Source organism: Virgibacillus sp. DJP39 (genome assembly GCF_049310925.1).
GTDB lineage: Bacteria > Bacillota > Bacilli > Bacillales > Amphibacillaceae > Virgibacillus_F.
Genome location: NZ_JBMERP010000109.1, coordinates 1 through 9,105, shown reverse-complemented (window position 1 = coordinate 9,105; position 9,105 = coordinate 1). Strand labels below are relative to the sequence as shown.

General features: G+C 37.0%; 7 protein-coding genes and 1 riboswitch. Of the genes, 4 read left to right on the top strand and 3 right to left on the bottom strand.

Features of this window, described 5'->3' with window-relative positions:
* The 3 genes from ACOI1D_RS19880 to ACOI1D_RS19870 form a co-directional block, all read left to right on the top strand.
* A partial coding sequence (locus ACOI1D_RS19880) for an aminotransferase class III-fold pyridoxal phosphate-dependent enzyme (RefSeq protein WP_422503754.1) occupies positions 1-968 on the top strand: 968 nt, incomplete at its 5' end.
* A 45-nt stretch (positions 969-1,013) separates the two neighbouring features.
* The gene (locus ACOI1D_RS19875) at positions 1,014-2,387 is read left to right on the top strand and encodes a YjiH family protein (RefSeq protein WP_422503752.1); all 1,374 of its coding nucleotides are present in this window, start codon (positions 1,014-1,016) and stop codon (positions 2,385-2,387) included.
* 103 nt (positions 2,388-2,490) lie between these two features.
* On the top strand, positions 2,491-3,846 hold the full coding sequence (locus ACOI1D_RS19870; RefSeq protein WP_422503750.1) for an FAD-binding oxidoreductase: 1,356 nt from the start codon (positions 2,491-2,493) through the stop codon (positions 3,844-3,846).
* A gap of 70 nt (positions 3,847-3,916) precedes the next feature.
* Here the strand turns inward: ACOI1D_RS19870 and ACOI1D_RS19865 are convergent, their stop codons facing one another.
* The 3 genes from ACOI1D_RS19865 to ACOI1D_RS19855 form a co-directional block, all read right to left on the bottom strand.
* A complete protein-coding gene (locus ACOI1D_RS19865; RefSeq protein WP_422503748.1) occupies positions 3,917-4,591 on the bottom strand; it encodes a Type 1 glutamine amidotransferase-like domain-containing protein in 675 nt (224 codons plus the stop codon).
* Between the two features lie 41 nt (positions 4,592-4,632).
* Entirely contained in the window at positions 4,633-7,533 is a 2,901-nt protein-coding gene (locus ACOI1D_RS19860; RefSeq protein WP_422503746.1) for a DUF3427 domain-containing protein, read from the bottom strand.
* A gap of 114 nt (positions 7,534-7,647) precedes the next feature.
* Positions 7,648-8,046: a (deoxy)nucleoside triphosphate pyrophosphohydrolase gene (locus ACOI1D_RS19855; protein WP_422503744.1), complete on the bottom strand. Its 399-nt coding sequence runs from the start codon at positions 8,044-8,046 to the stop codon at positions 7,648-7,650.
* Between the two features lie 197 nt (positions 8,047-8,243).
* Positions 8,244-8,347, bottom strand: a riboswitch (SAM riboswitch).
* A gap of 174 nt (positions 8,348-8,521) precedes the next feature.
* On the opposite strand from ACOI1D_RS19855, the gene ACOI1D_RS19850 reads away from it, so the two are divergent.
* On the top strand, positions 8,522-9,105 hold a 584-nt coding region (locus tag ACOI1D_RS19850), incomplete at its 3' end, for a GDSL-type esterase/lipase family protein (protein ID WP_422503743.1).

Genomic DNA, 9,105 nt, shown 5'->3' with positions numbered 1-9,105 from the left:
ACAGTGGGACAGAAGCCATTGAAGGCGCATTAAAATTAGCGAAGTATGTAAAAAAGCGCCCGTATGCCGTTTCATTCACTGGATGTTTTCATGGCCGATCTATAGGTGCATTAAGTGTTTCAACATCAAAAAGTAAATATCGGAAGCACCAACAACCTTCATGGCTAACATACCAATTACCATACGCGCACCCAGAAGATTGCCCAGAAGGCATGGATCCAGAGGTGTTTTTTGCAGAAAGGTTAGAAAGGGATGCGGAAACATTGTTTAAACATCAAGTTGATCCAGAAGAGATTGCCTGTATGATTTTAGAACCTATATTAGGTGAAGGTGGGTATATTATCCCTCCTAAATCCTGGTTGAAGAAAATCCGGGAAATATGTGATCGTCATGACATATTACTTATCTTTGATGAAGTCCAAACTGGATTTGGACGTACAGGAAACTGGTTTGCTGCACAAACATTTGACGTAAAGCCGGACATTATGGCAGTAGCAAAAGGAATAGCTGCAGGGCTTCCTCTTAGTGCGACAATAGCTTCCAAAGAGCTAATGGATCAATGGCCATTAGGTGCACATGGCACTACTTTTGGTGGTAATCCAATAGCCTGCGCAGCGGCCCGCGCATCACTTGAAGTGATTAAGGAAGAAAAACTCTTAGAAAACACTAACTTAATGGGAGAACATGCACTTGAAAGATTAGCACGAATGAAAGAAAAGTATTCCGTTATTGATGATGTTCGCGGGGTCGGTCTAATGATAGGAATTGCTCTTAAAGACATTGAGACAGGTAAACCTGACGGCGATGCTGTAATGAAAGTATTGAATAGATGTTTAGAGAAAGGGGTTTTATTTTATCTTTGTGGGAACTCGGGTGAAGTAATTCGAATGATTCCTCCTTTAACTGTTACAAAGAGCCAAATTAATCATGGATTAGATGTACTTGATGAGGTTTTAGCAACTTTATAAGGGGATAGTGGAGCAAGGTTTTATATAATAAAAGGGGGTTTGAAAATGAGTAGTAATTTGAAGCAATCAAATGAGAGTGAAATAAATAAAGGAATTGATAAAAAAGGGTTAATGAAATTTTTAATTCCTTCTTTATTCGGTGTATTTATCTTCCTATTTCCCGTTTTTATTGGAGGCACATTTAACATACCACTCGGGATTATAACAGAATTTATAATAGTTTTACTAGCTGATCTTCTACCTGCAATTGTTACGTACGTGATATTAATTTCAGGTTTATTTACATTAATTACAACTTTATTTAAACCGAAAGTAATCTTAAATTCAAATCTATTAAACTCCTTGTTCAATGTATCCATATTCTGGACAGTTACTAGAATACTAGGTACAGCCTTTGCATTCATGACGTTTTACAATGTAGGTTTTAACTTAATAAATTCCGAGGTTACTGGACAAGTGATGTTTGGCTTACTTACTTCTTTAATTGTATGGTTTTTAGTTGCCTCTTATTTAATGCCATACCTTATCAACTTTGGCGCGATGGAGTTTATTGGTACATTGCTCCGAGGAGTAATCAGACCTCTCTTTACTTTGCCAGGACGTTCAGCAATTGACCTGTTAGCTTCATGGGTTGGAAACGTGAACGTTGGTGTTGTAATAACACGAGAGCAACACCGCGATGGTTTTTATACAGGTCGAGAAGCTGCCGCAATTGCTACTTGTTTCTCAACCGTGTCTCTCCCCTTCTGTCTTGTAATAGCAGGGATGTTAGATATTAATCATATGTTCCTTCCTTTGTATTTAACAATTTGTATAGCAGGAGTAGTAAGTGCTGTTATTGTTCCAAGGATACCACCGCTTTCCAAAATTCCAGATACGTACACGAAGGAAAATACTTATAGTGAAAATATCCCTGAAGGTCTTTCTAAATTTAGATGGGGACTTGACCAGGCTATTAAAAGAGCAAAGAATGCAGGTTCACTTAAAAATCAAATAAAACAAGGAACCGACGTATTTCTAGGTATTATATTTGTATTAATGCCACAAGTTATGGCCATAGGTACGATCGCACTAATCATTGCCGAATTTACATCAGTCTTTGAGATCATTTCCAAACCAATGGTTCCAATTTTGCAGCTCTTGCAGATTCCAGAAGCTGCTGAGGCTGCTCCCGCTACTATCGTTGGGTTTATTGACATGTTTATTCCTGCTGTTCTAGCAACAGGAATAGACGCTGAGATTACAAGATTTGTGATTGCAGCGCTATCACTTGTTCAAATTATTTATTTGACCGAGATGGGAACCCTTTTAATCATTTCAAAAATTCCTGTAGGTGTTGGACGTTTGTTCCTTATATTCATGGAACGTACATTAATCTCATTACCAATTATCGCTTTAATTGCTCATATTATTTATTAACTGAGATGAGGTTATAGAAACAAAACAGGAGGGATAATTTCTCTCCTGTTTTGTTTCTCTGCTATGTAGAAGCAAGGCATAATTTTTTCAAGGGGGATTTACAATGTTTATTCAACATCTTATTGATAGAATCGGAGCAGATAAAGTCAGTCAAAATGAATCTGAATTGTTCCGTCACAGCCATGATGAGTCGCCCCATATAGCTGTCGAACCAGAGGTAGTCTGCTTTCCTCACTGCAGGAAAGACATTAAAAATATTTTAGAAATTGTAAATGAGCATCATGTGCCTGTTACAGCTTTCGGGGCAGGGTCTGGATTAGAAGGACAGGCAATTCCTATTCACAAGGGTATTACGATCAACTTTGAAAATATGAACGCTGTAGTGGACTTTTCACCAGGTGATATGACGATTACCGTACAGCCTGGTCTTACACGGCTACAATTAAATAAATTAATAAATCGTCAGGGCTTAATTTTTCCAATTGATCCTGGTGCAGATGCGACGATTGGAGGAATGGTTGCGACGAATGCAAGCGGTACAACTGCTGTACGCTACGGTTCTATGCGAGATCAACTACTTGATTTAGAAGTAGTATTAGCCGACGGCACAGTGATTCATACTGGCTCACACGCTAAAAAGTCATCTTCTGGTTACAATCTGACGGGTTTATTCGCTGGCTCTGAAGGTACATTAGGGATAATTACAGAAGTAACGTTACGCCTTCACGGAATTCCAGAATCTACAATGGTTGCGCGGTGTACCTTTGAAATGCCGGAAATTTGCGCCCTAGCCGCTCAAACTATTCTACTAAGCGGGATTCCGGTGATGCGCATGGAACTAGTGGATGCGCAAAGTATTTCACAGGTTAATATGTATGGGGGTTACGATTATCCAGTTAAGCACTCCTTGTTTTTTGAATTTGCGGGATTAAGTGCTGCTGTTGAAGAGGAGATAAAATTAGCAGAAGAATTAATGCATGATCTTAGCTGTCAGGACTGGAAAATAGCTGATAACCCAAAAGATCAGAAGGAACTTTGGAAAGCTCGCCATGAACTATCATATGCCTACTCACATATACAGGGAATGGTTGATACAGGTGCAGATGTTTGTGTTCCAATTTCACGGCTACCAGAACTCGTTATCTATGCACGGGAGCTTATTGAACAAAGCGGATTGAACGGTGGCATATTAGGACATGTAGGCGATGGGAATTTCCATACAATCATCGTATTTGACCCGAACAACCCAGGTGAGAAAGAAAAGGCTGAATTTACAAATGAAGCCCTTGCAACGCGTGCTATTAAAGTTGGCGGAACCTGTACGGGAGAACACGGTGTTGGACTAGGAAAGATGAAATTCCAAAAAGCTGAGCACGGAGAAGCAGTTGGAGTTATGAAAGGTATGAAAAACATGCTAGATCCAGAAGGTCTTCTGAATCCCGGGAAAATATTCATGTGATTAAAGTTATGATGCAAAATGAATTAAGCTATAATAGAAAGGGTTCTTACATACTCTAGTATATTATGGCTTACTTTTTCTGATTTCTATGCAAACTTATTAAGCTATCATTTTCAATACTGTAAACTCCATAACCCTCTGCAGCCACAAACTGCCCATTTAAAAAATAGATACCTGTCTCTTCGTCTATACCAAAGTTATTTAATCCGCTGTACCTATTTGATGCCTCTCTTAAATGTTCTTCATCATTCCACTGTGAAAAATGAACCGAGACAACCAAATTCGAGATCAGTCCCAAACCTATACGCTGTTGAAATTCATTCTTAACATTATCTTTTGGTGATAAGATACATACTTCGGGACTTATTAAAGATCCTGCAGAAAAACCCGCAACAGGTAACCCTAACTCATACCTTTCCTTAATTGCGGTTGATATCGCTGTATCCACAATATAATCCGCATATAAATTCGTGTCTCCACCACCAATCACAACACCCGAGCTATCCTTCAAACAATCAATCACTTCACTAATTGAAGTTGAAGGAAGCGGCAATATATGAAACGAGTCTATACCCGCTTCTCTTAAAGCATTTGTATAATTGGGCATGTATGCTTCCCAACCGTCCCGCTCGACAAATAAAATAGCTACAGGTTTTTTCATTTCTGCTGCTATTTTTGCAAATTCGCTTGCCATCTTTGGTGTGAATGGAGGTCCTCCCCCGAATAGGAATAGGTGTTTGTGCATGTTTATTCTCCTTTGCAAGTGTTCCAGTCTCTCAATTTATTCTAACCATCTGTTCCATTTATAATATATTTGTACAGTTTGTTGTCGATAGATTGCTCCATCACCATATTCATTTGAACAACTGGAATTTCCTTACCGTTTTTATCCTCCATCGTGTCTTGCTGAACGCTATTCTTATCAGCATTTGCCTGTCCCAGATAATAAAATCCAATTCCTTCATCATCATCTTTTTTCATAAAAATATGAACGCCAAATCCGTTTTCTTTAGCCTTTATTATTTTTTGGACTTCATTTGAATGTAATGTTCTGTTACTTCTCGTGTACCACTTTAGTAGTTCTGGGCTTAGAAATTCATCCCCATAGTCTACGCTAGACTCTACTTCGTCATTTTTATGGTAAGTAACAAATATAGGACAAGTTTGGTGCTTAGGTTTATAGCCATACATTGTTGAACTTTCATCCTTCTCCCAATTTAACAGCTTACAAACATCTTTACGGGAGTATTTCTCATATAGTGTTAGCGGCTTGGTAACGTCGTATTTCTCACACTTTTTCATTGCACTTTGAATAATGTCAATCACCATATGCTTGAAGTATTCATTTGAGTTTAGACTCTGTTGTATTGAGCTATTGAAATTATAAGTTTTATCTTCATCAAGACTTATAACCGCTTCTTCTCCATATTTATTTCTATCAGTTTGTGTAAAAAAAGATAAATCAAATATGCGATTTACTGAGTTTAAAGTAGCTTCATCAACATGACATTCCGCTTCAGTTAAATGAGTAAGATACTCATGATAATCAACTTTTCCAAATTTAAGCAATAAATTCAATAGGATCAATTCATGCTTACGCTTGCCATTTAAAACCTCTGATGAAAGCATTGTTAAAACACTATTTTCATAGACTGTCAGCCTAGGAACTTCTTCTTTCATTTTTAATAAAAAAGAATAATAGTTACTGTATTTATCCGTAATAACTACTGGATCAATTGAATAATTTGTAATAAAGTCCATTAAATATGGTACTCTTCCGATTCTATTTTTCAACTCCACAAATGCATCCTTTAAAATTTTCATTGCTGTTAAATTACTGTTGTTGATGGACTTGTAGATTTGACTTTTCGCAATTTCCTCAAAATTAACAGTTGAAATACCTTTGATATAGCTGGTTTCAGTAGTATGTCGTCGCACATTATCCTTATTCTGTGATTTATCCCCTGAAAGAGCAACTGGAATTAAATAGTTATTTTTATAATTTCCAATGAAATCGATTATTGTAACAAAGTCCTTTGTACCATGCTTACGAAGTCCCCTGCCAAGTTGTTGGATAAAGATGATACTTGATTGCGTTTGTCTTAGCATAACCACTTGATTTATGCTCGGAATGTCGATCCCTTCATTGAATATATCTACTGTAATAATATAATCCAGTACACCATTTTCAAGTCTGTTAACCTGATATTTTCTCTCTTCTTGAGAATTATCACCTGTTAATGCAACTGTACAGAACCCCTTCTCATTGAGTGCTTCTGATAGTTTATATGCTTCATCTTTTCTACTGCAAAACATCAATCCAGTTACTCTATCACCAGAAAATCCATAGTAATTTACTTTATCGATTATATGATTTACACGCTCTTCGGTAACAAGTTTAGACAGTAATGTTGTGTCATCGATAATTTCGCCATTATACTCAAGATCCGTAACTCCAAAATAATGAAAAGGACAGAGCATATCTTCCTCTAAGGCCTCCTGCAAACGTATTTCATATGCAATATGGTAATCAAACAGCTCGTAAATATTAAAATCATCAGTTCGTTCGGGCGTAGCTGTCATACCCATGAAAAATTTCGGTCTAAAATAATCAATTACCCTATGATAGGATTTAGCACCTGCTTTATGAACTTCATCAATTAAAATGTAATCAAACTCTTCCCGATCAAATAGCTGTAATGTTTCTGCTTTAGAAATGGTTTGTATAGTTGCAAATAAATACCTAGCATTGGTTTGTTTACTTGAACCAGATAATATCCCGAAATCTTTGTCTAAACCACCTAAGATTCTTTGGAAGTCCTGCTTTGCCTTGTTGAGTATCTGTTCACGATGAACGATAAATAGCATCTTTTTCGGTGCAGATCGCATTACATCAAATGCGGATAGATATGTTTTTCCGGTACCTGTTGCTGAAATAACCAACCCTTTATTGTGGCCAGCATCCCTTAGATTCTGTATTTCTGATAGTGCCACTTCCTGCATCTTATTTGGTTTAATTTTCAGTGCATCATTAAGAGGATTAGCATTGTAATCAGCAGGTAACTCAATAATCTTTTTTGCCGATCTATAATCAACTGGGGAATACGTTTCCTCATAACTATTAATCCAGTTATCGTTAAGTGGTATTGCATTTTCCCAAACACTCTCAAACTGACTCTTGAAATGGCGGATCACTTCTCCATTCCCATGAGATGTAAGTTTCACATTCCATTCATAGTTCACTTTTAATGCCTGCGCTGTTAGGTTTGAACTGCCAACTATAAGAGAGTGATACTTACCATGATCAAATATGTATCCTTTTGAATGAAATCCTTCTAAGTTAGTTAGCCTGACTTCTACATTCGTAATTTTCATTAACTCTCTAAAAACTTTAGGTTGATTAAAATTTAAAAAGGTAGACGTTAGAATGCGCCCTTTTACCCCCCTACCTTTTAAGTCCAGAAAGTGCGACTTCAGTGTTGCAAGTCCACTTTCTGTAATAAAAGCAACCGAAAAAATAAATGACTTGCTGTTTTCCAATTCCTCCAGTAATGAAGTTAGCACGCTTTCATTTAGTTTTACATTGTTTACGAGCAGCTTGGGAGTAAAACTACCTGATTTAGTATGTGTTTGATCAATAAATCCTTTATGTAAAGATGCTTCCAGGTTTCGTATAAAGTTCTCCATATTAACCACCAATCATTACCATATATAGGTTAATCTTACTCCTCTGGTTTTAAGATTTCAAACTTATTTTTCAATAATTCAAAAACCTATCATTTATATTGACTTTAAACTAACTTATGAATTTAATTCACTGGAAATTCTCCTTATTGCTGGAATATCAGCTGGGGCCCAGTCCAGCGAATCAAGCTCACTTGGAAGCAACCACTTAATTGATACATGCTCTGTTAAAACCGGGTGTTTATCAACTAGCTCACAGTAATATGTAGTTAAATGAACAGTACCAAAATCGTATTCGTAAACTGTATGTTCCACTTGTTTACCAATTTTTATGTTACAGTGCATTTCTTCATTGATTTCTCTTTTCAACGCTTCTTCAGGAGTCTCACCCTTCTCTATCTTTCCACCTGGAAATTCCCATTTATGTGGCAGGGATTTGGTTGACCCTCTCTGTGCGCACATAATCTTCTCATTTCCAATGATGACCGCTCCCACTACATAAATATCTTTTTTCATAATGCTCCCACCCTATCCTTTATTTCTTAATTTGTTCAATTGACCTTGATTATGCTCCATCATCGGTGTAGAAAACTTGGCTTATCGCCAAGCATTATGGCCACTTAGTTGCACTTATGCAGTAAGAAAGGACTTATACTTTCTTAACTGCTTAAAAATCCCTTCCTGCAATGAAATGCAAAAAGGGATTTTATACCGATTCATCATTCAAAGCATTCGCCTTGCTGGTTGGTAGCACCTTACTTTAAGCAGGTTGCTGTGACGTCTTTAAGCCAGTTCTCTCGGTCACTCTTGATAACTATTCAATTAACTTTAGTCTATATCAAGCTATCGTATATTTCAACCCTCGCGTTTGGTAAAAGCACTGTTAACATTTATGTAAAATTATTTACCTTAAACAGCAAGTTTCGACAGACTATTCCATTTCTATTATTTATACTGTCTAGTAGATGATAGAAAGAAAGGAAGTGTTTTTTTGACAAGTAAAATCTTAAAGGCTTTGGCATTCGTGTTAATTCTTAGTGTGATTTTTTCTTCAACCTCGAATGCGAAAAGTAATAATGGTAAGGAATCACTTGTGGCCCTTGGTGACTCAATACCATTCGGTTACAACTTAGGGCAGACTAACCATAACCCTGCAAAAGTTGCTTATCCATATTTAATTGGAGATGATGGTGATTTACGGGTTAGAAACCTTGGAGTTCCCGGGTGGCAAACAGATCAACTATTGACTGCATTAAAAACAGACCAAAAATATCGCCAAGCGTTAAAGCATGCCGATTATGTTGTTTTGACCATTGGAAATAATGATTTACTGGAAATATTGGAAAGCGCTAGTTTGGAGAGCGGTCAAAATCCAGGCTTGTTTCAGAAATTACTGCAACAAAAACTGCTTACCAGTAAAGTTTTTCTTAACATAGGTGAGATTATCGCAGAAACCCGTACACTTACAGATGCACCAATCGTTATGTACAATGTGTACAATCCATTTCAGTTAGGTGATCCTTTACATGGAGTTGCCTCGGGTATTCTCCCGCTAATAAATGGTAAAATAACGGG

Coding starts and splice junctions, on each gene's coding strand:
- ACOI1D_RS19875 (WP_422503752.1), top strand. CDS start 1,014: ATGAGTAGTAATTTGAAGCAATCAAATGAGAGTGAAATAAATAAAGGA.
- ACOI1D_RS19870 (WP_422503750.1), top strand. CDS start 2,491: ATGTTTATTCAACATCTTATTGATAGAATCGGAGCAGATAAAGTCAGT.
- ACOI1D_RS19865 (WP_422503748.1), bottom strand. CDS start 4,591: ATGCACAAACACCTATTCCTATTCGGGGGAGGACCTCCATTCACACCA.
- ACOI1D_RS19860 (WP_422503746.1), bottom strand. CDS start 7,533: ATGGAGAACTTTATACGAAACCTGGAAGCATCTTTACATAAAGGATTT.
- ACOI1D_RS19855 (WP_422503744.1), bottom strand. CDS start 8,046: ATGAAAAAAGATATTTATGTAGTGGGAGCGGTCATCATTGGAAATGAG.